A 24,355-nucleotide genomic window follows, 5' to 3' on the forward strand; every position below is an offset into this window, starting at 1 on the left:
TGGTTCAAGGAGGCATCATGACCACGCAGGACTCTCCCCCCGACGAGTTCGTCACCACCACGACCGACCCCGCGATGCTGCGCCGCAGCATCGCCGCCGGGGCCGTCGGGGTGTTCGTGCACTGGTTCGACTGGGCCGCCTACGCCTACCTCGCGAGCACGATCGCGTCGGTGTTCTTCCCCGCGGGCGACGCCACCGCCGGTCTGCTCGCCGTCTTCGGCGTTTTCGCGGTCTCCTTCGGGATCCGGCCGATCGGGGCGCTGGTGTTCGGACCGCTCGGGGATCGGATCGGCCGCAAACGCACGCTGTCCATCGTCATCTTCGTGATGTCCGGTGCCACCCTGGTCATCGGCCTCTTGCTCGGGTACTCGACGATCGGGATCGCCGCTCCCCTGTTGCTGGTCTTCCTGCGGCTGCTGCAAGGGTTCGCGGCGGGCGGCGAATTCGGGAGCGCGGCGAGCTTCCTCGCCGAATACGCACCGCGCCACCGCCGCGGTTTCGGTGTCAGCTGGCTCGAAGTCGGTTCCCTGCTGGGATTCCTCGCCGGATCGTTCGTGTTCCTGTTGTTGTCGCTCGGCCTCTCGGCGGACCAGCTGGCGTCCTGGGGCTGGCGGATCCCGTTCCTGCTCGCGGCGCCGCTCGGGATCATCGGCTTCGTCATCCGCACCAAGATCGAGGACACCCCGGAGTACCGCGCGCTGGAGGCGACCGGTGAGGTTCCCCGCAGCCCGGTGCGGGAACTGTTCCGCGACAACAAGAAGCAACTGCTCCAGGCCGCGGGCCTGATGACCATGATGCACGTGCCGTTCTACGCGGTGCTCACCTATCTGGTCACCTACGAGACCGACTACCTCGGCCATTCCGCGGGCGGCGCCGCCTTGCTGTCCACCGTGATCTCGCTGCTCGCCCTGGTCCTCGTACCCGCCTTCGGGCGGCTCTCCGATCGGGTCGGGCGAAGGCCGGTTCTGCTCGGCGCGGGCTTCGCGCTCTTCGTCCTCGCGACACCGGCGTATCTCGTGATGCGCACGGGACTCACGGGAACGTGGATCGGCGGGCTCACGCTCGGTGTCGTGCTGGCCGCGATCCTCGGCACCTACGCGGTGTGGTCCGCGGAGATCTTCCCGACCCGCACCCGCCAGGGCGGACTGTCGATCGCCTACAACCTCACCGCCGCCCTGTTCGCCGGCACCGTGCCCTACCTGATGACCGTCTTGATCTCCACGACCGGCAGCACCCTCGTCCCCGGCCCGTACCTCATGGTCGCCGCCGCGGTCGGCCTCGTCGCGGCTTTCACGATGCGGGAGACGGCTGGAGAGTCCTTGTCACAGAAGGAAGACTGAACCATCACGTGGCCGCGGCGACACGCTCCGGCTCCAGCACCTCCTCGGGCGGTCCCGCCGCGAGCACCCGTCCGTTCCGGAGCAGTACCAGGCGATCGCAGTAGGTCGGCTCGTCCAGAAGCAGGACCGGCGTCCTCTGCGCGAGCGCCCGCGCCACCAGCACACGTTGCCGCTCACCGGCGTCGCGGCCGGTCTGCTCCGAACGGGTCGCCCACCGCCGGGGGAAGCTCCCGCGCGTGCGAATTTCTTCTGCGCGCTTTCGTCCACGCATTACAAAAATACGGTGTCGAGAATCTTTACGCGGCCCGAGTTCACCGCGTATTCGGATGGCGCTACGCTCTCGTCGCGTCGCCTGATCAGGCCACACTTTCTTTGCCTGCTGGTCAATTCTCACCGTTCAGGGATTGGGATGTATGGAAAGCTGTGATGTCTCCTTTCCCCGGGCGCGAAAGCGCAACCGGGCACGAATCCGCGGTTTCGCCGCGCTGATCGTCCTGCTGGCCGCGGGCTGCGGCGGCGATCCGGCGACCCCGGCTCCGGCCGCGGTCGGCCAGGAGGATCTGACCCTGCTGCCCGAGGCCACCACGTTCGGCACGCTCGCCGACGCGGCCAAGGACTCCGGTGCCGCGGCCACCGGCAAGGTCGTGCACCCCAAGGACGACCTCGTCGTCTACCAGAGCGTCGGCGGCAAGGCCGTCGCCAAGCTCCCGTCGACCCAGGTCGGTTCCCCGACCTGGGTCCCGGTGATCGCCGAACAGGGCCAATGGGCGGAGATCCTGCTCCCGGCCAGGCCCAACGCGTCCGCGGGCTGGGTGCATCTCGATCCGGCGCGGGTCGAGATCGCCCAGAACGACTACACCGTCAACGTCGATCGCGCGGCCTTCTCGCTCGAGCTCACGCGTTCCGGCGAGCGGCTGGGCAAGTGGACGATCGGCACCGGGAAACCGGAGTACCCGACGCCCAAGGGCCGGGCCTTCCTGCTGGCCTCCATCGAGGAGACCGTCAACGAGTACAGCCCGATCGTCCTGCCGCTGAGCGCGCATTCGGAATCGCACGAGACGTTCGGCGGCGGGCCGGGCACGGTCGGCATCCACACCTGGCCGAATGACAGTTACCAGGGTCAAGCGAACAGCGACGGCTGTATTCGCGTACCGAAAGCGGCGCTCGACGAGCTCGTGAAGGTTCCGCTGGGCGCCATTGTCAACATCGTCTGAACAATTCTCGAAAGGGTAGCGCTTTGTTCACCAGAAAAGTTCTCGTCGGCGGCATCGCCCTCAGCGCGGTGGCGCTCACGGTCGTCGCCCCCGCGGCGTCGGCCACCGGCCACGGCAGCTCGGCGTTCGCCCTGTCGGCCTCCGGCCTGCTGAAGATCGACCCGGTCCCCGCGGTCGACGGCTCGGACGGCTTCCGGCAGAAGTCGCTCGCGGAGTTCTCCCTGCCGCTGCAGCTCGTCAAGCTCACCCTGCTCAACGCCCAGGCGGGCGAGAGCGCGGCCAAGGCCAGCATCAAGGACGTCACCGTGAACCTCGGCGGGATCACCGGCCTGCAGGGAAAACCACTGGTCAGCGCATCGGCCATCCAGGCGCAGTGCAAGGGCGGCAAGGGGAGTTCGTCGCTCGCCAAGGCGAACATCGGTGGCGTCAAGCTCGACGTCGCCGCCGCGCCGAACACCGCCGTCGGCGTCCAGGGACTGGCCTCGGTCACGCTGAACAAGCAGGTCGAGCACAAGGACGGCTCGATCACCGTCACCGCGCTGTCGATCAGCGTCGACGGTGTCCAGACGCTCGACCTCGCCTCGGTGACCTGCGCCGCGGGTGACGGCGGCGGTTCGACCACCGAGCCGCCCACCGGGAAGCCGAGCACCGGGAAGCCGTCCAGCACCAAGCCGAGCGCCCCGGCGACCTCGGCCACGACCAGGCCGGCGGGCGACAAGCCCACCGCCGACGGCAAGGCCCCCACGCCCACCCCGGTCAAGGCCCACCTCGACGTCACGGGCTGATCTCCCCCTCGCTCGCTGGAAGGGCCCCGGGGCCCTTCCAGCGACGACGTTCTTTAGCGTTTTGTGCGCAATTTTCGTAGAGCCGTAACAACTTTCGGGCTTCTCACGCCATACGGGACAGCTGCCGCGTTCTTTCCGGTCCCTGCGCAGGAGGAGTTCGTGTGATGGGTACTCGTCGTCCGCTGTTCTCGAGAAAAGCACTGTTCCCGCGAAGATCACGCCGCGCGCTGGCGGTGGGCGTGGTCGGGCCGCTCGTCGGCGCCCTCGCGGTCGCGGTCGTCACCGTGGCGCCCGCCGAAGCCGCGGTGCCCGCCGGTTTCACCGACACGGTGGCGATCGGCGGGCTCAGCTCGCCGACGTCCACCGCGTTCGCGCCGGACGGCCGGGTGTTCATCGCGGAGAAGAGCGGCCTGGTCAAGGTCTTCGACTCACTCACGGACACGACGCCGACGGTCTTCGCCGACCTTCGCCCGCAGACCCAGGATTTCTGGGACCGCGGCCTGCTCGGGCTGGCCGTCGACCCCGCCTTCCCCACCAGGCCGTACGTCTACGTCTCCTACACGTTCGACGCGGTGCCCGGCGGCACTTCGCCGCGCTGGGGTGACGCCTGCCCGACCCCGCCGGGAGCCACCGCCAAGGGTTGCGTCGTCACCGGCCGCGTCTCGCAGCTGACCATGGGCCCGGCGGGTACGGCCGTCAGCGAAAAGCCGCTGGTCACCGGCTGGTGCCAGCAGTTCCCCAGCCACTCTGTCGGCGCACTCGCCTTCGGCCCGGACGGCGCCCTGTACGCGGGCGGCGGCGACGGCGCCAGCTTCAACTTCGCCGACTACGGCCAGGTCGAGAACCCGTGCGCCGACCCGCCCTCGCCCGCCGGGACGAACCTCGCGCCGCCGACGGCCGAAGGCGGCGCGCTGCGTTCGCAGTCACCTCGGCGTCCCGCCGGGCAGCCGGTGCTGCTCAACGGCACGTTGTTGCGCATCGACCCCGACACCGGCGAAGGCGTCCCCGGCAACCCCTTCGCGAGCAGCGCCGACGCCAACGCCCGGCGCGTGATCGCCTACGGCGCACGGAATCAGTTCCGGTTCGGCTTCCGTCCGGGCACCAGTGAGCTGTGGGCGGGCGACGTCGGCTGGGACACCTGGGAGGAGATCAACCGCGTCGCCGACGTCGGCGACGGCGTGGCGGAGAACTTCGGCTGGCCCTGTTTCGAGGGCAACGCCAGGCAGGCGGGCTACGACGGCGCGAACCTCGACCGGTGCGAGTCCCTGTACAGCTCGGGCGGGCAGTCCGCGCCGTTCTACGCCTACAACCACAACGCCAAGGTGGTGGCGGGTGATCCTTGCCCCACCGGAGGTTCTTCGATCAGCGGCATCGCCTTCGAAGCGGGGAGCAACTACCCCGCCGAGTACTCCGGCGCGCTGTTCTTCTCCGACTCCTCCCGGGGCTGTATCTGGGCCATGCAGACCGTCGGCGGCCAGCCGAGCGCGAGCCGTCTGGTGCCCTTCGTGACAGGCGTCAACATTCCGGTGCAGGTACTCACGGGCCCGGGTGGCGACCTGTTCTACGTCGCGTTGGGCAGCGGCGAACTCCACCGCGTGAGCCGCCCCGGCGGCACCAACCGGCCGCCGGTCGCCGTGGCCACCGCGAACCCGTCGAGCGGCCCGGCGCCGCTGAGCGTCCAGTTCGACGGCACCGGCTCCACCGATCCGGACGCCGGGGACACCTTGTCCTACGCCTGGGACCTCGACGCCGACGGCGCGTACGACGACTCGTCGGCCTCCAGCCCGGCCTGGACCTACACCACGGCCGCCGCCGTCGACGCCGGCCTGCGGGTCACGGATTCCCACGGCGCGAGCGCGACCACGACCGTGCGGGTGACCGTCGGGAACCCGGTGGGCCTCGATCCGGTGCCGGTCATCGACAGTCCGACCGGCGCGCTGACCTGGTCGGTCGGTGAGACCGTGACGTTCGCAGGCCGCGCTGTCGACGCCCAGGACGGCCAGCTCCCGCCGTCGGCGCTTTCCTGGCGGCTCGCGATCCGGCATTGCGCGGCCAACGGCACCTGCCATACGCACAACGTCCAGGACTTCCCCGGGGTCGCTTCCGGCTCGTTCGTCGCACCGGACCACGAGTATCCGTCGTATCTGCAGTTGACCCTCACCGCGACCGACTCGAGTGGCCGCACCGGCGCCAAAACCGTCGACCTGCAGCCGAAGACGGTGTCCTTGAACTTCGCCTCCAGCCCGAATCAGGCGATGCTCACCGTCGGCGGGACCCAGCAGCGCACGCCGTTCTCCCGGACGGTGATCGCCGGATCCACCAACTCGATCAGCGCGGACAGCCCGCAGAACCTTCCGCCGCTCAACCTGAAGTACGCCTTCACCGGCTGGGCACACGGTGGCGCGCGGACGCAGAACATCGTCGCGCCGGGCACCCCGACGACTTACCAGGCGAAGTACCGGCTCTGCTGGCTGTTGCAGCCCTGCTGAGGCGTCGCCTTCCGTGCCAAGATGGCGTGATCAGCCAGCGCCCCGACGTTCATCGGAGTCACCATGCCTGTCGTCTTCGTCCACGGAGTTCCCGAAACGGCCGCGATCTGGGAGCCGCTGAGCCACGAACTCGACAGGACCGATGTGATCACGCTTTCACCGCCCGGGTTCGGCGCGGCGGTTCCGGACGGGTTCGGCGCGACCGCGGACGAGTACTTCCGCTGGCTCGTCGCCGAACTCGAGCGGATCGAGGGGCCGATCGATCTGGTCGGCCACGACTGGGGCGGCTGCCATGTGCAGCGGGTCGCCGGCACCCGGCCGGACCTCGTCCGCTCCTGGTGCAACGACGTGTCGGGCTGCACCGACCCGGACTACGTCTGGCACGACCTCGCGCGAACCTGGCAGACACCCGGTGCCGGGGAAGCCGCGATCGAGCAGATGTTCGGCACGCCGTTCGAAGAACTGGTGTCGGGCATGGTCGCGCTCGGGATGACGGCCAAGGCGGCGGAGGCGACGGCGAGCGCGGACAGTGTCGCCATGGGGCGGTGCATCCTGGCCCTGTACCGCTCGGCGCCGGATCTGTCTGCCATCGATTGGGGTATCGACCTCCCCCGGGAGCAACGCAAACCGGGGCTGGTCATCAACGCGACGGAAGACCTGTACGTCGGAGGGCCCGAATTCGTCCATCGCGCCGCGGAAAGGTTGGCCGCCAAAGAAGTGGTCCTGGAGGGCCTCGGGCATTGGTGGATGATGCAAGACCCGAAACGGGGCGCAGCCGCGCTGAACGACTTCTACGCCGATTTGGACAACCGGTAAGCGTTCCCTGAATACACCTGACAGAAAACAAGACGGCCGGTCGCCACTCATTGACAGCTGAGCGGCCGGCCGGTCTTCGTCTGTTGACAGTCCGCGACGGAACCGTTTCTATTTTTCGCAGGGCGCGGGACACGATCCCCGCGCTTTCTGCGACAGGCCATCGCAGTCAGGCAGCTGGTCAGCCGACCTCACGTTCCGACTCGATGTGGAGTTCCCGCATGCCTTTTTCCTTTCGTCGTGGCATGACCGTCGCCTTGAGCGCGACGCTGATCGCGACAACGACCCTGACCGTGAGCGCGTCGACGGCGAGCGCCGACGACGCCTCCGTCTACACCTCGGCTTCGCCGTTGCCCTCGGGACAGAACGGCGATGTGGTCAAGTCCCAGCCCTCGACCTACAACGGCGCCAAAGCCACCCGGATCCAGTACCTGTCCCGGGACAACAAGGACAAGCAGGTCGCCGTCAGCGGAACGGTCTTGGTGCCGACCACGCCATGGAACGGTCCGGGTGAACGGCCCGTCGTGGCGTACGCCCCGTTCACTTTCGGCATGGGCGCGCAATGCGCACCCTCGAAGACCTTGGCTGGCGAGGGAGCACGCGACCTGGTTTCCGGATTCCAGGGCGGTTTCGTCGACGCGCTGCTGGGCGCCGGATTCGCCGTGGCGCAGACCGACTACCTCGGCCCCTGGGTCGAGGGCAGTGGCGATCACCCTTATGTGAACCGGCTTTCCGAGGCGCACACCGTACTCGACGTGATCCGCGCGGCTCAGCGGCTGCCCGGGACCGGGCTGCCGTCGAACGGCCCGGTGGGCGTCGCGGGCTATTCCGAGGGCGGCAGTGCCGCCGCGGCCGCCGCGGAACTGGCTTCGACCTACGCACCCGAGCTGAACGTGAAGGGCGTCTACTCAGGCGCACCGCCCGCCGACAAGGCCGTCCTGGCCAAGTCGCTGGACGGCGGGATGTACGCCGGGTTCCTCGGCTACGCGCTGGTCGGGATCAACCAGGCCTACCCCGAGGCCAACCTGGTCGGCTTGGCGAACCCGGCAGGCGCCGAACTGTTCCTGCAGGCCCGGCAGACCTGCACACTGGACGCCGTCTTCAGGTTCATGTTCAAGCAGACGAGCTCGCTGACCAAGAACGGGCAGCCGGTTTCGTCGTACCTGACGCAACCGCCGTTCGACGCGATCATCGCCGAGAACAGGATCGGCACCCTCAAACCCGCCATGCCGACGATGGTCCAGCAGAGCCCGACGGACGACGTGATCCCCGCCGCGGTGGGCAAGCAGATGGCCAAGGACTGGTGTGACAAGGGCGCCAACGTCCAGTGGAAGGACCTGGCTTCCTTCTCGCCCTTCTTCTCGCACGCGCTGGGCATGCCCACCGCGTCCGCTGACGCCGCGGCCTGGCTGCGGAGTGTGTTCAACGGTCAGGCCGGCACCGGCAACTGCGGCCGGTTCTGATCACTCGAACCGCTTCGACGAGCGGGTGACGACGGGACGGAAAGCCGCCCCGTCGTCACCTTCAGGCCGGTGATCAGGGGTGGCAGCTGGCCCATCCGTTGCCGACCACGTCGCCCGCCGTGTCACGGACCTTGTAGAAGTTGGCCCCGTCCCAGTGGTCGAAGACGAACAGCCAGTTTCTCTCGAACACACCTCGTTTGAGGAGATAGTCGTGCGGGTCGCACGTGTCGAAGGGCCACCCCACCTCGACGGTGTCCGGTCCGGGCACCGCCGCGACGACCGGCTCCGCCGCCGACGACGCGGCGGTCGAGCCCATCAGTGCCCCGACGACGGCGAATCCGACAGCACCGTACCGGCCCGCCTTGGCGAAAGCGTGCATTCTTTCCTCTTTCCGGTTGTTTTCGCTGTTCCTTCACCGACCACGGTGCTCGGCCACCCGTGGACGATGTTTGAAGATCTCTTGAATTCCCTGCTCCGGACCGGTAATCGTGGAGACGGTCGACAGGGTGGGGGCGGCTATGACCGTGGAATTCCGGGTGCTCGGGGACGTCGAGGTCCGTATCGGTGGCCGGCGGGTCGACGCCGGTCATTCCCGCCAGTTGTACGTGTTGCTGGCACTGCTGATCGACGCCAACCAAGTCGTCTCGACCGATCAGCTGATCGACCGGGTGTGGGCCGATCGACCACCGTCACGGGCCCGCGGCACTCTGTCGAGCTATCTGACCCGGCTGCGTCAGGTCTTCGCACCCGCCGGGGGCGAGGTCGGCATCGTCAGGAGGGCGGGCGGATACGTCCTCACCCTCGACCCCGAAGCGGTGGATCTGCACCGGTTCCGCCGGCTCACCGCGGAGGCCCGGGGGCTCGGCGCCGATCGCGCGGTGGTGCTGCTGGACCGAGCGGTGGGGTTGTGGCGCGGGGACGCCTTCGCGCAGCTGGACAATCCTTGGCTCGCCACGACCCGTGAAGCGCTGAACCGGGAACGGCTCGTGACCGAACTCGACCGTGTCGACCTGCACCTGGAACTGGGCGACCACAGCGGGCTGATTCCGGATCTGGCCACCTATGCCGCCAGGTATCCCTGGAATGAGCGGGTCGCTTGCCGGCTCATGCTCGCCTTGCACCAGAGCGGCCGTCAGGCAGAGGCCTTTCAGGTTTTCTGGGACACGAAACGTCGCCTGGCCGACGAATTCGGCGTCGACCCCGGCCGGGAACTGCGGCAACTGCACCAGCGCCTCCTGCGCGACGAGGCCGCCCCTGCCCCTGCGCCGCGACGCGTCGGCCGCAACGAACTCCCTGGCGACATCACCGACTTCACCGGCCGCGCGGACGAGATGCGGGAGCTGTCGGCCGTGCTCGACGGCACACGGCAAAGAGCCGTGGCGATCGAGGCCATCGACGGGATGGCGGGCGTGGGAAAGACGGCGTTCGCGATCCACGTCGCCCACCGGCTCGCCGACCGTTATCCCGACGCGCAGCTGTTCATCGACCTCCGGGCCCACACCGAGGGCCAGGAACCCATCGAGCCCGCGGCCGCCCTGGACACGTTGCTGCGCTCTCTCGGGATTCCCGGCGAACGGATACCGTCCACAGTGGACGCACGCGCCGCGTTGTGGCGGGCGGAGCTGGCAGGCCGCAGAGCACTGGTGGTGCTGGACAACGCCGCCGACGCCGCGCAGATCCGGCCCCTGCTCCCGGGCGCCCCGGGCTGCCTGGTGCTGATCACCAGCAGGCGACGGCTCACCGACCTCGAACCGGCTCACGTCACGTCGCTGGACGAGCTGCCGCCCCCGGACGCGACGGCGTTGTTCACCAAGATCGTGGGCGCCGATCGCACCGGTGAAGACCCCGACGCCGTCACCGATGTGGTTCGCCTCGCCGGACATCTGCCCTTGGCCATCCGCATCGCCGCCGGCCGGTTGCGCACCCGCCCGGCGTGGGCGATCACCCATCTCGCGACCCGCCTCGGGGAAGGACATCGGCGGCTCACCGAGTTCACCGCCGGGGACCGCAACGTCGCGGCCGCCTTCACCCTGTCGTACACCAGTCTCACCGCCGAACAGCGACGCGTGTTCCGGCTCTTGGGCCTGCACCCCGGCCCCGACATCGACTCCCGTGCCGCCGCTTCCCTGACAGCGACCGATGAGGACACGGCGGACCGGCTGCTGGAAGACCTGGTGGATGTCCACCTGCTCCAGCAACCCTCACCCGGCCGATACCGATTCCACGACCTGCTCCGGCATCACGCGCACGCCACGGCCCTCGCCGAGGAGTCCGTATCCAGCCGGCATGAAGCAGAGAACCGTCTGCTCGGTTTCTACTTGCACACGGCCCACACCGGCGACCGGCTCTTGCGCCCCTATCGTCCGCCGATCGAGCCCGCCGGTCCGCCACCGGGCTGCCGCCCCCACCCGCTTCACGACGAAAGCACCGCGCTGGACTGGTTCACCGCGGAGCAGCCGAATCTGCTGGCGGCCCAGCAGCTGGCGTCGGCCCTTGGCCGGTATGAGTCCGTATGGCAGCTGGCGTGGACCTTGACCACGTTCCACTACCGGAGAGGGCATCAGCACGACGACCTGACCGCCTGGCAGGCCGGTCTGGCCGCGGCGCACCACCTCGACGAGCCCGCCACCCATGTTCTCGTCCACCGGATCCTGGGGCAGGCCTACGCCTGGGCGGGCCGGCACGGTGACGCGTCGGCGCATCTACATCGAGCCCTGGCTCTTGCCGAGCACATCGGTGACCGCGAAGGCGAAGGCTTCACTCATCTCGCCCTCGCCATCGCCGGTGAACTAGGAGGGAGCCATCGCGAAGGGCTCGAGCACGCCGAACGCGCCCAGCACCTGTTCCGGGCTCTCGAAAACCCGATCGGCGAGGCCGGAGCGTTCACCCTGGTCGGCAGGCTCGCGACCGATCTGGGGCACTACCGCAGGGCTCACGCCAGCTGCCACTCGGCGCTGACCCTTCAACGCCTTCACCGAGACCGCGAAGGCGAAGCCAACACACTCGGCGCCCTGGGCGCGCTGGCCCACCACACCGGCCGTCACACTCGCGCCCTCGACTACTACCGGCGATCCCGCGCGCTCTTGCGCGAACTCGGTGACGTCAACGAAGAAACCCGCATCGTGGAACATCTCGCCCGGACCCACTACGCGCTCGGAGACCTCGATCGAGCCAGCGAAGCATGGCACCAGGTCCTGGACCTGTTCCGGGCCAAAGGGCGGACCACCGACGCGGAGCGGGTCCGGCGCCGGCTCGCCGAACTCGGTCCGCTGAAGCCCGGGTCAGAACCTGGCGTCGATACCGGCGAGGACGGCCCCCAGACTGGGCAGCCACCGTTGCCGGGGGTCGGGAGCCGTGAGCCATTCCAGCGCGACGTCCGGGCGCCGGGTGCCGATCGGCAGTGGAAGGAGCGCGCCCCCGGCGATCACCTCGACGTCCTTGGGCAGAGCGCTGCGGGGAGGAACGAGACCGTCCGTCTCGGCGAGCATCGCCACGCGCGGACCGAGCCGTGACGGGATGACGAAAGCGGGCCCGTCGCAGCCGGTGGCGGTGAGGCCGTCGAGAACCGGTCCGGCGCTGAGCCTGGGGACCGTCACCGCGCAGATCCCGTTCTCCAGAACCAGAAAGGGCCGCGATCCCAGCCATTTCACCGACCAGCCGAAGAGCCTGCCGTAGTAGGCCGCGAAGTCGTCAGCGGCCGATTCCCGCAGCGCGGAGGACTCGCTTGGCTGTATCTGCTGGTCGAGGGTCATCGTCGACGCCTTCCACTCGGCGGGGAGGGGGATGCGGTGTGGAGTACCTCTCACCGTAACGGCACTCAGTGTCATTAGCAAGCAGGACTGCTAACGTCCCGGCCATGACGGATCCGTCACGACGAGCGCCGGCCACCCGGGTCGGGGCGACCCCGGCCGGTCGGCGGCAGCTGCGCCGTTCGCTCGCCGTCGCGGCCGTGGACCTGTTCGTGACCCACGGATACGAAGCCACCACCGTGGACGAGATCGCCGCCGCGGCGGGGGTCGGCCGCCGCACGTTCTTCCGGTACTTCGACGCGAAGGACGACGTTCTCTTCGCCAACCACGACGAGATCGTGGCGGAGATGGAAGAGGTCTTCGCCACCGCGGATCCCGCGTGCGAGCCGGTGGAGGTGGCCTGTGCCGCGGTGCGGCTGGTGCTCGATTCGTACGCCGCCGACATCGACGGCTCTCTCAAGCGCTTCACCTTGACTCGCACGGTGCCTTCTCTGCGGGACAAGGAAGTCGCGACCGTCGACCGCTACCAGCGTGTCCTCGCCCGCTATCTCCAGGGCCGGTTCGAGGACCGGGGCGACCCGATGGCGGCGTTGCGCGCGGCGGTGGCCGCCGCGGCGATCGCGGCGGCCAACAACCACGTGCTGCGCCGCTGGTTGCGCAGCGGCGGCGAGGACGACATCGCGGCGGGCGCGGACGAGGCGTTCACGCTGGTCATCGACGCGTTCCGCACCGGCGGGCCCACCGCGTCCGGCCAGGAGTCCACCGTGGTCGCCGTATTGAGCACGGCGGCCCCCTTGCCCGAGGTCATCGCCCAGGTCACCGCGGCCCTGAACCGCGGCGACGGACGGCAGGCACCCCACTCGCACTGACACTCAGTGTCATTCGAAGGGCGTGAGCTTATCGAGGGAAGGGGGCCTTCACGCGGCCTCGCTGCGACTGCTGATGCGCCTGAGGCCACCGGATGTCCGTGAAGGCCTCCTTCCCTACCTTGAGCGTAGGGAAGGAGGCCTTCACGGACCTGCCCCGACAGGACACCCCTCGATAGAAAAAGTTTCGGAGTCGGTGTCGGATCGGGGCGATGGCGTTCGTAGCAGGGGTGAGGCCGCCCGTGAGGGGCGGCGCCGAGGCAAGGGAACCGCGATCATGAAGCTGACGACCATCACCCAGGTCACCGTCGACGGAGTCGTGCAGGGAAACGGCGGCGCGTCGGACGAGGACCGCAGGAACGGATTCGAGCGCGGCGGATGGGCACGGGGGAAGGGCGACCACGAGACCGTGGAGTTCATCAACCGGACCTACGAGCGCGCCGACGCGTTCCTGTTCGGCCGTCGGACCTACGAGCTGTTCGCCGGGTCTTGGGGCTCCTTGACGGCCCAGGATTTCCCCGGCTGGGAGCCCGTCCAGCGGGCGTTGAACGCGCGGCCCAAGTACGTGGCGTCGACGAAGCTCGCCGATCCGGCGTGGTCGGGCACCACCGTCCTTTCCGGTGACCTCGCGGCCGCCATCGCGGACCTGAAGGCGAAACCGGGCGGTGAGCTGCAGGTGCACGGCAGCGGCACCTTGATCCGGTGGCTGCTGGAGAACGGCCTGGTCGACGAGATGACACTGCTCGTGGTCCCGGTGATCGTCGGCCAGGGCACGCGGTTGTTCCCGGAGACCGGCCCGGATCTCGCACTCGACCTGATCGAGTCGCGCACCGACTCGAAGGGCGTGACGATCCAGGTCTACCGGCCCGCCGGGCGCCCGCGGTACGCGCCGGCCGGAAACGCCTGACCAGAACTCCCCCTTTGTCTTGACAGCACAGGAGATGATCCTCGGATGCGATATCTGGTTTCCGTGATCGACGACAAGATCACCCCCGGCAGCACGGACCGGCAGCCCGCGATCAGCGCGTTCAACGAACGGCTGATCGCCGAAGGCCACTGGGTTTTCGCCGGTGGCCTCGCCGCGCCCGACACCGCGACCGTCGTCGACAGCCGGGGCGAGGAGGCGATGGTCACCGACGGGCCTTTCCTGGAGTCGAAGGAGTACCTCGCCGGCGTCTGGGTGTGGGAGGCCCCCGATCTGGACGTGGCGCTCGCACTCGCCGCCGAGGCGTCGAAGGTCTGCGATCGCAAGATCGAGGTCCGGCCATTCCAGTGAGCGACACCGAAGCGGCGATCACCCAGGCTCACCACGAGGAATGGGCCCGGGTGGTCGCCGCCCTGACCAGACGCTTCGGCGATCTCGACATCGCCGAGGAAGCGGCCGCCGAGGCCTTCGTGACCGCCGTCGAGCGGTGGCCGGCGGACGGCATTCCCCCCAACCCGGGCGCCTGGCTGACCACGACCGCCAACCGCAAGGCCATCGACCGGCTCCGGCGTGAGAACAAACGCGACGACAAACAGAAGGAGGCTCGGATGGTGTACGACGACGACCCGCCCGAGCCTCTCGGCGCCATCGACGACGACAGGCTCCGGCTGATCTTCACCTGCTGTCACCCGGCCCTGGCGGTGGAAGCCCGCGTGGCGTTGACGCTGCGAATGGTCGGCGGGCTGACCGTTCCCGAGATCGCCCGCGCCTTCCTGGTGGCCGAAAGTGCCATGGGACAACGGATCACCCGCGCGAAGGCCAAGATCAAAGCGGCACGCATCCCCTATCGCGTGCCCTCCGCCGAGGATCTCCCGGCCCGTGTCTCCAGTGTGCTCACCGCTCTTTTCCTCGTGTTCAACGAGGGCTACCTGGCCACCGGCGCCGACACCGATCCCCTCCGCCACGACCTGACAGCCGAGGCGATCCGGCTCACCCGCCTGATCCGCGCCCTCCTCCCGGACAACGGTGAGGTGGCCGGGCTCCTGGCGCTGATGCTCCTCACCGAGGCTCGCCGCCCCGCCCGGGTCTCCGCGGTCGGCGAACTGGTCGCCCTCGACGAACAGGACCGTGGCGCCTGGGACACGGCGCTGATCGCCGAAGGTCACCGGCTGGTGCGCGAACGTCTCGCCGCTGCCGCCGCCGGGGTGGCTCCGGGCCGCTACCAGATCCTCGCCGCGATCAACGCCGTGCACACCTCGGCCCGCGACATGCGCGACACCGACTGGTCGCAGGTCCTCGCCCTCTACGACCAGCTCGTGCGTCTCGAGCCCTCGCCGGTCATCGCCCTCAACCGGGCCATCGCGGTCGCCGAGCTCGACGGCCCGGAGGTCGCGCTGGCGGCCGTCGACCGCCTCGAGCACAAGCTGGACGGCTATCACCCATACCACGCCACCCGCGCCGACCTGTTGCGACGGCTCGGCCGTAGCCGGGAATCGCGCGAGGCCTACGACAAAGCCCTTGCCCTGGCGGGAAACACCGCGGAGACCGCGTATCTGACACGGCGCCGCGACCAGTTGAGGTAGCGCGCGATCACCTCGACGGCGGGGAAGGACGCGGCTACGGTCGCCCCATGAGCGAAAACGCGAGGATCGGGAACGTGCTGCACCCGGTGGCGGATGTCGACGCCGCCGTACGGTTCTACTCCGCCGCTCTCGGCCTGGCCACGAAGTTCGTGGACGGGGACCGCTATGCCGCTCTCGACGCGGGCGGCACCACACTGGCGCTCGCCGGTCCCGCCGAGGACGTCACCGGCGGCGTGCCCGCGGCGTCGTTCAAAGTCCCCGACGTGGCCGCGGCGGTAGCCGCCATCGTGGAGAACGGCGGGTCCGTGCTCCGGCAGCCGGAGCGTGGCCCGCACGAGGTCCGCGCCGTGGCACGCGACCCGTGGGGCAACGTGGTCGTGATCTACGGACAGTGACGTCTTTCGCTCGGCCTCGGCGTTGCCCAGGTCACGCCAAATGTCTGACATTCGGTGTTAGGGTGTCCTTATGAAGCGCACCGCCACCACCACGCCCGCCCTTTCCGCGGGCGTCCTCATCGCCATCCTGTTGCTGGCGGCCAATCTGCGCGCGACGTTGACCGGGGTGGGCACGCTGGTGCCCGCCATCGAGGCCGACACCGGGTTGACCGCGTCGGCGGGCGGCGTGCTGAACACCGTGCCCCTGCTGATGTTCGCCGTGACGTCGCCGTTCGTCGGCCGTGTCTCGCATCGGACCGGCACCACTCGCCTCGTCGTGGCCGCCCTCGCGGTACTGGTGCTCGGCACGGTGATCCGTTCCCTCCCTTCGATCGCCTGCCTGTTCGCCGGCACGGTGCTGCTCTCGGTGGCGATCGCGGTGGGCAATGTCCTGCTGCCCACGGTGATCCGCGTCCACGTCCCCGCCGACCGGGTGCACACCGTCAGCGCGCTCTACGTCACCGTCATGGGGCTGGTGGCCGCTCTGTCGTCCGGGATTTCCGTGCCGCTGGCCAAGGTCTTGCCGGGAACCTGGCATTCCGCACTGGCCTGGGGAGCGATCGTCGCGCTCGCCGCCCTCGCCGGATGGCTGCCCCGGCTCCGCGAGGACCGACGGGACAGTGGCGTACGGTCCGGCGGGACACACGCCCGGACCCCGTGGAGGTCTTGGCTGGCGTGGCAGGTGTCCTTCTTCATGGGCCTGCAATCCCTCGGCTTCTACACCGCCATCGCCTGGCTGCCCAGCATCCTCGGCACCCAGGGTGTGAGCACCACGGCCGCGGGCTGGATGCTGTTCTACTACCAGGTCGTCGCGCTGCTCACCGGAATGGTGCTGCCGTTGCTCACCCGGGGCCGCCACGACCAGCGCTTCCTCGCCGCCGCGGCTTCGGCGACCGTCGCCACCGGCTTCGCGGTCCTGCTCTTCCTTCCCGCTCTCACCGTCGTGGCGTGCACCCTTCTCGGGCTGGGCACCGGTGTCTGCCTCGTACTCGCCCTGAGCTTCCAAAGCCAGCGCGCCACCGGCGCGAGCGAAACCACCGCACTGGCGGGGATGGCGCAGTCCGTCGGCTATCTCGTCGCCGCGGCCGGACCGCTTCTCCTGGGGGTCCTCCACGACACGACGGGCAGTTGGACTCCCGCTCTCCTCGTGCTGATCGGGCTGAGCTCGGCGATGGCCGTCGCCGGTTACGGCGCCGGACGGGACCGTCATGTCCGATCCGTACTCAGAACACCCCGGTCCGCAGGGCGTACGCCACCGCGCGCGAACGGTTCCGAAACCGCATTCGCCCGGTCATCGCGTAGCTGATGTTCTTCACCCATTCTTTCCGAATAGGACAGAACGGCGCTCACTTCAGTCGCGCGGCCGCTTCCACGATATCGACGCCACCCTGCTCGGCACATAAGGCCAACAGTCCCACCGCGGCGTTATCATCGATCTCTTGGCGCTCCATCAGAGCACCCTTCGCCTGTTCGACGATCGCCATTTCGCGCCACAGCCGGGCACGCCACTCCGCGTCGTCGAGATCTACGCTTGCCATCACAGTCCTCGTGGTTCCGAGCCGTACAGCGGCATCACAGAAGCTTCGGCCGACCCGGTACGCACGACCCGAGCAGCCGAACCCTATGAAATCTCCCCCTGCTTGTGTAGTACCCATACCGGTGATTACGGACAATTTTCGTTCAGGCGAACAAAATTGACCCACTTCCCACGAGGAGGACTTCGAACCGTCCAAAGAGGTCCAGACAGATTGTCCATAAAGGACGCCGTTGGCGGCGCCGCTTCAGCACTGCTCCAGCGCGTGGTAGCCGATCAGTCCGGCGCACAGCAGCGGCGCCGGCTCGTCATCGGTGTAGCCCGTCGGGAGCGGAAGCGCGTAGGCGGCCGGAACGACGGCCAATTCGGCGTAACCGCCATCGGCGTCCCATCCGGTGTAGCGGGAGCCCGGGCACAGGTTTTCGCGACCACGACGGCAGAACCGGCAGTTGCCGCAGGTCTCCCGGAGCCAAGCGATCCCCACCCTGTCCCCCACGAGGAAATCGACGACACCGTCGCCCAAGGCGAGCACCTCTCCGACGACTTCGTGCCCCGGCGTCACTCCTGGCCGATGAACCGGCAGATCCCCTTCCGCGACGTGCAGATCCGTCCGGCACACCCCCACTCGAGCGGTCCCGAAGCCATCGGACCCGGCCGTATGACCTTCCAGGCGTACATCTCCGTCGGCAAGTTCATCACGATCGTCCCTCCTCTGTCCGCTCACCACGGTCTCGCGGCGGCGGGCAAACCGCGAACCGGCGCGTCGGGCACCGGACGGCGATTGGTCTGTTTTCACTGGTCCGAGGGGACTTTCGACTCTCGAAGCCGACGCGCGGGATACGGCATGGTGGAGCGAAACCCGAGCGGAGCCGCTCGAACCTTGAGGTGAGCGTCATGCAGGACGAGCCCGCCACGATGAACTCCGCTCGTATCGGACTCGATGACGTCCGGAAGGTCGAGGCGAGGACCAAGCGGTTCCGCGCGCTGGACTACCGCCACGGCGGTGGCGGATGCTCGGTTTCCGTCGCGGCCCATCAGGTGTGGTCTTCGCGCCTGCTCGCTCGGGACTGCGGCGATTCCGTGAAGCGGCGGTTGTGCACCGCGCTGGCGGACCTGACGAATCTGGCGGGGTGGACGGCTTTCGACTCCGGCCACGCCGATCTCGCGCACACCATGTTCGACCGGGCGCTCGAGCTGGCCCGCGCCGGTGACGACGACGTGCTGGTCTCGAACATCTGCTACCGCAAGGGCCGGGTGTTCCTGCACCACGGCCGATCCCGGCAGGCGCTCGGCGCGTTCCGGCGCGGTGAGTACGCCGCGATGTCCGGCGGCTCTTCGCTGATGCTGAGCGTGCTGCGCGCGAACATGGCCTGGGCGTGGGCGCAACTCGGTGAAAGCAGGCAGGCCGGCCTGTGGCTGAGCCGGGCCTACGCGGCGTTCGAGAAAGCCGACCTGGTCACCGTTCCACCCTATGTGGCGTTCTTCACCGAAACCGATCTCGTGGCGATGGCCGGGACGGTGCACAACGAACTCGCCACCACCGCGGATCCCGGCTTCGCCGAGGCGGCGATCCTCGAATTGACCGACGTGGTCGCTTCCTACCCCTCCGCCATGGCGCGCAGCAAAGCGTTCTGTCTCACGATGCTGGCCACGAGCCACCTCATCGACGGCGACGCCGACCACGCCGCGGAGGTGGCCGACGCGGCGCTGGCCGGTGCGGCGAGCCTGAACTCCACCCGCCTCACGGACCGGCTGCGCCCGCTCTGGGCACAAGCCGAACTGCGCCGAGCCGACGCCGACGCACGCGACCTCGCCGACAGGATCGCGGACCTCCACGCGGCCGCGTAGGCATGATCCTTCAGCGCTGATCCTTCAGCGTCGCGTTGGCGTCCTTGACCAGCACCATCACATCCTGATGGCGATCCCAAGCGGCCTCGTCGTACCCGGCGAGCCGCAGGTCGGGCGCCTCCAGCGCGCGTTGCACCGCCCAGCCCGGCGAGCTGAGCGAGATGCCGTACCCGTCGTTGCCCGCGTAGTCGTTGTAGCCGAAACCGCAGGCCTTGTACGCGGCGAGCATCCGGTCGGTGGCGCGCGCGTCCAGTCCGTAGTCCGCGCCCGCCTCGGCGCGTATCGCCATCCGGCGGCCGTGCGTGGTGACCACGGCGACACCGCCGGGAGCGAGCGCGCGCGAGAAGTAGCGCAGCAGCGGGCCCCAATTCGGGGCGTCGAGATGGGTGAGCACGGAACCGCACCAGAGCAGGTCCACCTCGGTGACCTGCTCGATGTCGTCGACATCCGCAGCACCGATGACCGCCCGCGCGCCGAACGCCTCGGCACAACTGGCCAGCGCGGCCGGGTCCATGTCGCACGCGATCAGCTCGGCCGCCGGGAAGGCGGCGCGCAGCGAACGCATCACCCGCCCGTACCCACACCCGAAGTCCAAGACCCGCTTGGGTTCCGGCCGCCCGGTCACCTGCAACGCGGCGAGCACCGCACGCAACGCGTCCCTGGAGACGCTCAGGTAATGCTCGGTGTTGTTGCCGGCGAACATGCTGTCGCCGTCGGCGATCGTGGTGCTCACTCCCGCCATGACGCCCGCGACAGTCTCGTCCAGCGTTTCGCTCATCCGTCACCCCTGCGTCTTCAGCGAGCCAGCCCGCCAACCGTATCGGCCCACCGTGTCTCGCGTCCGCACGCCCCGACGGGACCCTGGCATACCCATGACAGCACCTTCGAAGAAAATGCGCACTCACATGGTAGTTATTCACCGACAATAGCCGCTCGGGTTGTCGAGATTTCCCCGCCCTGCCACGATCCGGAGAAAGGCGCCGAAGAAAGGAGCGGACATGGGCTGGTTGTGGCGCGCTTTCTGCGATGCCGCACCATCCGCGCTGATCGCGTCGGCGACGGGCGCGGGCCTTCTCCGACTCGTCCACCGGCGAACGCAGACCCTCCTCGTCACCGCTCTCGACTTCGCGTTGTTGACCGCGCTTTCCGCGGTATTGCTCGTCGTTTTCCTTCCGCCGCCGGGAAACTGGCATAGCCCGCCGATGAACCTGAACCCGCTGGCGGACGTCGGCCCGACGCTCCACAGCGACGTCGCGCTGTTCCAGGCCGTGGGCAACGTGGCACTGCTGATCCCGCTCGCGATCCTCCTGCCCCTGCGGTTCGCCGGGGCACGGTCGATCCCCCGCGTCGCCCTGCTCGCGCTTTCGCTTTCCGGCGCGATCGAATGCCTCCAGGTCCTGTTCGACGACGGTCGCGTCGGCACCTTCGACGACATCGTGTTCAACACCGCGGGCGCCGCTCTCGGTGCGCGGCTCAGCCGATTCCGGTGGCGGGAACCCACGCCTGCGCCCGCCCGCGTCGCGCTGTGGCGCCGCTCCGACGTCGAGGTCCAGCGGATCACCGGAGGCGGGCGCCACCTCATCGGCCGCGCACTGCTGCATGACCTCCCACCGCTGGCGGACGGCGCCACCCTCGAAATCACGCTCTCGGAGTCACACGGCGGCACGCTCGTGGTGTCCGCGAGAGCGTCCATGGCGGCATAGCTCACTCCATCCGCGGGCCGGACGCCGCCGACCGTGCCTGCGACAGGATCCGGAGCGCGCGGGGAAATTCCCGGAGTTCGGTGTCCAGCGCGGCGAGGATCGGACCCAGAAATCCTTCGGTGATGCCCCTGGCCGAAAGGAATGCGCCGAGCCAGTCCAGATGGTCGGAAAACACCCTGGAATCGTCGACATAGACCGCGGCGCCGAGGAAGTCGACGAGTTTCGCGAGGCTGTCGAGGAACCAGTCGCGATCACGATGGCCGCGTGGACCGGTTTCGAATACGGCCCGCATCGAGCGCACCAGCCGTGGATGGGACCGGGTCACGAGAGCGTATTCCTGTTCCCCCGGGCCGGGCAGATCCTCGATCGGCCGGCGAACGGCCGGGAAACCCCGTTCCAGTTCGACCGCGGCCTCCCGCGGACCCGGCGCCCACAGGTCCGCGCCCAGCATCGGCGCGTAGCGTCCTCCGGGGCCGAAGGCACTGCCGCCGATCACCACGGCGGCACCGGCACTCCGACAGGCCCTGATGGCCTCATGCGCGGCCGGCAGGCGAGGCGCGAGAGACCCGGACAGCGCCACCACCTCCGGTCCGGTGCTCCGCAGGTGGGCGAGCAGATACGGGACGGGTACCTGCCCGCCGAGATAGTCGACCCGAAAGCCGCGCAACACCAGCACTTCGGCCAGCAACCGGGCCGCCATCACGTGCCAATCCCCGTCGACGCACGCCACCGTGACGCGGGGCAGATGCGGCCGGGGACGATGGCCGGCGGTCCCCAGCGCGACGATCACCCGCTCGTTGATCGCGGTGGCCACATGCTCCTGGGCGACGGTGAGCCGGTTGGTGGCCCAGAGATCACCGATCTCCCGCTGCACCCCGCCGACGACCTCGAGCAGAACCGTCTCGGTGTCCAGCCCAGAGTCGAAGCTCGCGAGCGCGGCTTGCCTCGCGGCGGGCTCGTCCCCCGCGACCGAGGCCCGCAGCAGCGCGTCCATCGATCTTCGCGTCCCGGCGTCGGCCATGTATCCACGGACTACCGCCTCCGGGTCATCCCGTCAACGGCGACACCGGCCGCCCTGCTCTGTTCGAGTGGTTGTGATTTCCGGTACTGATGGGGGTGATCACCTGACGCTAGCGTCGGTTGCACCGGCGGCGGACCGCCGTTGGGGGAGAGCCTTCGGGTTTCGAGGGGAGTTTTCCGATCATGCGAAAGACTTTGCTGCGGCCTTGGACGAAGATCCGGCTGGTGGCCGTGCTCACCGCGGCCGGACTGATCGCCACCACGGGCACGGCGCTCGCCGACACCGGCGCAGACCGCAAGGTCGTCCAGGAGGCGCTGGACCAGATCATCGCGAGCGGCGGATCGCTCGGCGTGCAAGCCAGGGTGACCGACGGCCACCAGCGGTTCACCGCGCGCTCCGGCAAGGCGGAACTGGGTTCGAACCGCCCGGTGCCGGAGAACGGCCGGTTCCGCGTCGGCAGCATCACCAAGACCTTCGTTTCGACAGTGCTGCTGCAGCTCTCCGGCGAAGGCAAGGTCGTCCTGGACACGCCTGTCGTCCGTTACCTGCCCGGTCTGATCGACAACCGCATCACGGTGCGCCAGATCCTGCAGCACACCAGCGGCCTCTACGACTACACCAACGCGTTGCCGCTCGACCCGGACCAGTTCGAGCAGATCCGCTACAAACACTGGACGCCCCAGGAGTTGCTCAAGATCTCCACCGACAAGCCGCTCGACTTCGACCCCGGCACCCGGTGGAGCTACTCCAACACCAACTACGTGGTCGCGGGCCTGCTGGTCGAGAAGCTGACGGGCAGGCCATACGAGAAAGCCGTCGAGCACCGGATCCTGAAGCCGTTGCGCCTCGACGACACCGAGATCCCCGGCGACAACGTCGACATCAGAGGCCCTCACGCCCACGGCTACGTGACCGTGGCCGGCAAGCCGAACGACATCACCCGCATCAACCCGTCGGTCGCCTGGGCCGCGGGCGAGATGATCTCCACGACCCGTGACCTGGACACGTTCGGCGTGGCGCTGGCGAGCGGCAAGCTGCTCAAGCCCGCGCAACAGCAGGAGATCAGCAGGACCACGGCGGTCAGCCCCGACTACGGCCTCGGCCTGCAGGTGCAGACCCTGCCGTGCGGCAGCAAGGTGTGGGGCCACGGCGGTGGCATCCCCGGCTACTCCTCGCAGCTGCTGACCACGCCGGACACCAAGAAGCGGCTCGAGCTGTCGGTCACGAGCGCGCCGACCGAGGGCGACCCCAACGAGGGGTTCCGCAAACTGCTCACCGAAGTCTTCTGCTGACGTCTTCGAAGACCGTTGGCGGGGGCCGGGGATTTGTACGGATCTTGTACGAGCTTGAAGAATTTTCGGTCGGACCGTGAAATTCGACGAAGGCGAGTGCCCATGTCCGAGCAGATGCCCCCGGACCCCGTCCGGTCCCCGTTCTCCCGGCGTTCGCTGCTGCGCGCGGGTGGTGGTCTCGCCGCGACGACGGCGCTGCTCGGCACCGGCGCGGTGTTCGCCGGACCGGCTTCGGCCGCGATGCCGGTGTCCCAGCGTTTCGACCTCACGAAGCCGTCCTACGACGAGTTCCGCAGCAAGATCCTGCACGAATCGCACCATGTGATGCAGGGCTTCGCCTTCGACAACCAGAACGTGCGCATCTTCATCGTGAACGCCCGCAACGGCGGGACCGGGGACGACCTGTGCGTCACCCAGGTCAACTTCTCCGGCGAGATCCAGGGCTCGATGCATCTCAACAACGCCGGGCACGGGGTGTCGATCGGCGTCGAACCGGTGGGCGCCGACTCCTACATCTGGATGGAATGCGACTCGGACGGACCCACCGGCGACGGTCGCGGGACGGCGCTGGCCCGGTTCAAGTTCGTCAACGGTGGTACGCCGTCGGTGAAGAAGTTCCTCACCGGCAGCGACACGATCACCTGTGCCACCGATCCGGTCAACAAGCGGATCGCGGTACGCCGCAAGGAAGGCGGCAAGATGTTCATCAGCGTGTACCCGCTCGCGTCCGCCGCCGCCGGTGACTTCAGCGCTCCGCTGGCGCACTTCGCGCAGCCCGCGCTGGCCGACGGGCCGGTGACCTTCCAGGGCTACACCATCTACGGTCAGTATCTGTACACATTGGACGGTACGGGCCACGAGAACCCCGCCGACATCAACTCCTACGTCACGTGCATCGACATGAACACCGGCAAGGTGAAGAGCCGCGCGCTGACCAAGGCGGGCGAGTCCCTGGTGTTCCGTGAGCCGGAGGGCCTCGGGATCTACCGCAGCCTGGCCGGAGAGACTCGGTTGTACTTGGGTTTCGGGTCGCGCAGCAGCATGGGGAACATCAACCGCTACGCGAACCTGTTCTACAAGAACGTGCTCATCGACTGATGACTCGCGGGCGGGGGGCGTGGCGTTCGCAACCTCGGCCCCGTGGTTCCAGGTGTCGGTGCGGGGGCCTCGCATCTCACCGCCACCGTCGTGTCGCGAAAGCCACTTTCGGGACGTCTGATGTCTCGAAAGTGGCTTTCGCGACACCCGAAGCCGCTCGATGACGGCGCGGGCCGACCTCACCGATTTTCGGCGCGA

24 protein-coding genes are annotated in these 24,355 nt (G+C 68.7%); 18 read left to right on the top strand and 6 right to left on the bottom strand.

Annotated features, from left to right (window positions below):
* Window positions 1–17 precede the first annotated feature (17 nt).
* A complete protein-coding gene (locus tag HDA45_RS06590; protein WP_184892848.1) occupies window positions 18–1,340 on the top strand; it encodes an MFS transporter in 1,323 nt (440 codons plus the stop codon).
* A 4-nt stretch (window positions 1,341–1,344) separates the two neighbouring features.
* Here HDA45_RS06590 and HDA45_RS43200 read toward each other — a convergent pair whose 3' ends face one another.
* Entirely contained in the window at window positions 1,345–1,734 is a 390-nt protein-coding gene (locus HDA45_RS43200) for an ATP-binding cassette domain-containing protein (protein WP_378317636.1), read from the bottom strand.
* Between the two features lie 19 nt (window positions 1,735–1,753).
* Here HDA45_RS43200 and HDA45_RS06600 point away from each other — a divergent pair, with 19 nt between their 5' ends.
* From HDA45_RS06600 to HDA45_RS06620, 5 genes are all read left to right on the top strand, one after another.
* Window positions 1,754–2,554: a L,D-transpeptidase gene (locus HDA45_RS06600; protein WP_184892850.1), complete on the top strand. Its 801-nt coding sequence runs from the start codon at window positions 1,754–1,756 to the stop codon at window positions 2,552–2,554.
* A 23-nt stretch (window positions 2,555–2,577) separates the two neighbouring features.
* Window positions 2,578–3,339: a choice-of-anchor P family protein gene (locus HDA45_RS06605; RefSeq protein ID WP_184892852.1), complete on the top strand. Its 762-nt coding sequence runs from the start codon at window positions 2,578–2,580 to the stop codon at window positions 3,337–3,339.
* 239 nt (window positions 3,340–3,578) lie between these two features.
* Complete coding sequence (locus tag HDA45_RS06610; RefSeq protein ID WP_184905369.1) at window positions 3,579–5,828, top strand: PQQ-dependent sugar dehydrogenase; 2,250 nt, start codon at window positions 3,579–3,581, stop codon at window positions 5,826–5,828.
* Between the two features lie 63 nt (window positions 5,829–5,891).
* Entirely contained in the window at window positions 5,892–6,644 is a 753-nt protein-coding gene (locus tag HDA45_RS06615; RefSeq protein ID WP_184892854.1) for an alpha/beta fold hydrolase, read from the top strand.
* Window positions 6,645–6,886: 242 nt separating this feature from the next.
* Window positions 6,887–8,104, top strand: a complete 1,218-nt coding sequence (locus tag HDA45_RS06620; protein ID WP_246480637.1) for a lipase family protein — start codon at window positions 6,887–6,889, stop codon at window positions 8,102–8,104.
* 73 nt (window positions 8,105–8,177) lie between these two features.
* Here HDA45_RS06620 and HDA45_RS06625 read toward each other — a convergent pair whose 3' ends face one another.
* Window positions 8,178–8,483, bottom strand: coding sequence for a hypothetical protein (locus tag HDA45_RS06625; RefSeq protein ID WP_184892858.1), 306 nt, complete (start codon window positions 8,481–8,483; stop codon window positions 8,178–8,180).
* Between the two features lie 139 nt (window positions 8,484–8,622).
* Between HDA45_RS06625 and HDA45_RS06630 the strand changes: the two genes are divergently transcribed.
* The 8 genes from HDA45_RS06630 (at window position 8,623) to HDA45_RS06665 (ending at window position 16,967) form a co-directional block, all read left to right on the top strand.
* On the top strand, window positions 8,623–11,616 hold the full coding sequence (locus HDA45_RS06630) for an AfsR/SARP family transcriptional regulator (protein WP_246480639.1): 2,994 nt from the start codon (window positions 8,623–8,625) through the stop codon (window positions 11,614–11,616).
* A 4-nt stretch (window positions 11,617–11,620) separates the two neighbouring features.
* Window positions 11,621–11,779 (top strand): hypothetical protein, encoded by a 159-nt coding sequence (locus tag HDA45_RS06635; RefSeq protein WP_184892860.1) that lies wholly within the window; start codon window positions 11,621–11,623, stop codon window positions 11,777–11,779.
* Between the two features lie 181 nt (window positions 11,780–11,960).
* The gene (locus HDA45_RS06640; protein ID WP_184892862.1) at window positions 11,961–12,722 is read left to right on the top strand and encodes a TetR family transcriptional regulator; all 762 of its coding nucleotides are present in this window, start codon (window positions 11,961–11,963) and stop codon (window positions 12,720–12,722) included.
* Between the two features lie 274 nt (window positions 12,723–12,996).
* Window positions 12,997–13,626, top strand: a complete 630-nt coding sequence (locus tag HDA45_RS06645; RefSeq protein ID WP_184892864.1) for a dihydrofolate reductase family protein — start codon at window positions 12,997–12,999, stop codon at window positions 13,624–13,626.
* Window positions 13,627–13,671: 45 nt separating this feature from the next.
* A complete protein-coding gene (locus HDA45_RS06650; protein ID WP_184892866.1) occupies window positions 13,672–13,995 on the top strand; it encodes a YciI family protein in 324 nt (107 codons plus the stop codon).
* Window positions 13,992–15,227: a DUF6596 domain-containing protein gene (locus HDA45_RS06655; protein WP_184892867.1), complete on the top strand. Its 1,236-nt coding sequence runs from the start codon at window positions 13,992–13,994 to the stop codon at window positions 15,225–15,227. Before HDA45_RS06650 ends, HDA45_RS06655 begins: the two co-directional genes overlap by 4 nt.
* A gap of 47 nt (window positions 15,228–15,274) precedes the next feature.
* The gene (locus HDA45_RS06660; RefSeq protein ID WP_184892869.1) at window positions 15,275–15,622 is read left to right on the top strand and encodes a VOC family protein; all 348 of its coding nucleotides are present in this window, start codon (window positions 15,275–15,277) and stop codon (window positions 15,620–15,622) included.
* Window positions 15,623–15,692: 70 nt separating this feature from the next.
* A complete protein-coding gene (locus HDA45_RS06665) occupies window positions 15,693–16,967 on the top strand; it encodes a CynX/NimT family MFS transporter (protein ID WP_184892871.1) in 1,275 nt (424 codons plus the stop codon).
* A 40-nt stretch (window positions 16,968–17,007) separates the two neighbouring features.
* Here HDA45_RS06665 and HDA45_RS06670 read toward each other — a convergent pair whose 3' ends face one another.
* Together HDA45_RS06670 and HDA45_RS06675 are read right to left on the bottom strand one after the other, a co-directional pair.
* Window positions 17,008–17,199: an ANTAR domain-containing protein gene (locus HDA45_RS06670; protein WP_184892873.1), complete on the bottom strand. Its 192-nt coding sequence runs from the start codon at window positions 17,197–17,199 to the stop codon at window positions 17,008–17,010.
* Window positions 17,200–17,442: 243 nt separating this feature from the next.
* Window positions 17,443–17,991 carry an alcohol dehydrogenase catalytic domain-containing protein gene (locus HDA45_RS06675; RefSeq protein WP_343072004.1) on the bottom strand — a complete coding sequence of 183 codons (549 nt, stop codon included), beginning with the start codon at window positions 17,989–17,991 and terminating at the stop codon, window positions 17,443–17,445.
* A gap of 98 nt (window positions 17,992–18,089) precedes the next feature.
* Here HDA45_RS06675 and HDA45_RS06680 point away from each other — a divergent pair, with 98 nt between their 5' ends.
* Window positions 18,090–19,043, top strand: a complete 954-nt coding sequence (locus HDA45_RS06680; RefSeq protein ID WP_184892875.1) for an NsdA family TPR-like regulatory protein — start codon at window positions 18,090–18,092, stop codon at window positions 19,041–19,043.
* Window positions 19,044–19,053: 10 nt separating this feature from the next.
* On the opposite strand, the gene HDA45_RS06685 is transcribed toward HDA45_RS06680, so the two are convergent.
* A complete protein-coding gene (locus HDA45_RS06685; protein ID WP_184892877.1) occupies window positions 19,054–19,821 on the bottom strand; it encodes a class I SAM-dependent methyltransferase in 768 nt (255 codons plus the stop codon).
* Window positions 19,822–20,041: 220 nt separating this feature from the next.
* On the opposite strand from HDA45_RS06685, the gene HDA45_RS06690 reads away from it, so the two are divergent.
* Window positions 20,042–20,746, top strand: coding sequence for a VanZ family protein (locus HDA45_RS06690; protein WP_184892879.1), 705 nt, complete (start codon window positions 20,042–20,044; stop codon window positions 20,744–20,746).
* A gap of 1 nt (window position 20,747) precedes the next feature.
* Here HDA45_RS06690 and HDA45_RS06695 read toward each other — a convergent pair whose 3' ends face one another.
* Complete coding sequence (locus HDA45_RS06695; RefSeq protein ID WP_184892881.1) at window positions 20,748–21,767, bottom strand: cobalamin B12-binding domain-containing protein; 1,020 nt, start codon at window positions 21,765–21,767, stop codon at window positions 20,748–20,750.
* Window positions 21,768–21,949: 182 nt separating this feature from the next.
* Here HDA45_RS06695 and HDA45_RS06700 point away from each other — a divergent pair, with 182 nt between their 5' ends.
* Together HDA45_RS06700 and HDA45_RS06705 are read left to right on the top strand one after the other, a co-directional pair.
* Window positions 21,950–23,059: a serine hydrolase domain-containing protein gene (locus HDA45_RS06700; RefSeq protein WP_184892883.1), complete on the top strand. Its 1,110-nt coding sequence runs from the start codon at window positions 21,950–21,952 to the stop codon at window positions 23,057–23,059.
* A 102-nt stretch (window positions 23,060–23,161) separates the two neighbouring features.
* Complete coding sequence (locus HDA45_RS06705; protein ID WP_184892885.1) at window positions 23,162–24,157, top strand: phage baseplate protein; 996 nt, start codon at window positions 23,162–23,164, stop codon at window positions 24,155–24,157.
* Window positions 24,158–24,355 lie beyond the last annotated feature (198 nt).

This window comes from Amycolatopsis umgeniensis, assembly GCF_014205155.1.
Lineage (GTDB): Bacteria > Actinomycetota > Actinomycetes > Mycobacteriales > Pseudonocardiaceae > Amycolatopsis > Amycolatopsis umgeniensis.